Origin of the sequence: Stenotrophomonas sp. SAM-B, assembly GCF_013387485.1 — a bacterium.
Lineage (GTDB): Bacteria > Pseudomonadota > Gammaproteobacteria > Xanthomonadales > Xanthomonadaceae > Stenotrophomonas > Stenotrophomonas maltophilia_AA.
In genome coordinates this window covers 1-449 of the sequence record NZ_JABBXB010000035.1, presented here as the reverse complement: position 1 = coordinate 449, position 449 = coordinate 1, and the positions used below count along the sequence as shown (strand labels likewise).

Genomic DNA, 449 nt, shown 5'->3' with positions numbered 1-449 from the left:
CTACCCGGGTATCTAATCCTGTTTGCTCCCCACGCTTTCGCACCTGAGCGTCAGTATTGGTCCAGGAAGTCGCCTTCGCCACTGATGTTCCTTCCGATATCTACGCATTTCACCGCTACACCGGAAATTCCACTTCCCTCTACCACACTCTAGTATCCAGTATCGAATGCAATTCCCAGGTTAAGCCCGGGGCTTTCACATCCGACTTAAATATCCACCTACATGCGCTTTACGCCCAGTGATTCCGATTAACGCTCGCACTCTCTGTATTACCGCGGCTGCTGGCACAGAGTTTGCCAGTGCTTCTTCTTTGGGTAACGTCAACTCTCAAGGGTATGAGCCTTGAGCATTTCTTCCCCAACGAAAGTGCTTTACAACCCGAAGGCCTTCTTCACTCACGCGGCATTGCTGGATCAGGCTTTCGCCCATTGTCCAATATTCCCCACTGC

The 449-nt window shown here is 51.4% G+C and carries 1 rRNA gene; it reads right to left on the bottom strand.

Annotated elements, in window-relative coordinates:
* Positions 1-449, bottom strand: a 16S ribosomal RNA gene (locus HH110_RS19110); the annotation flags it as partial.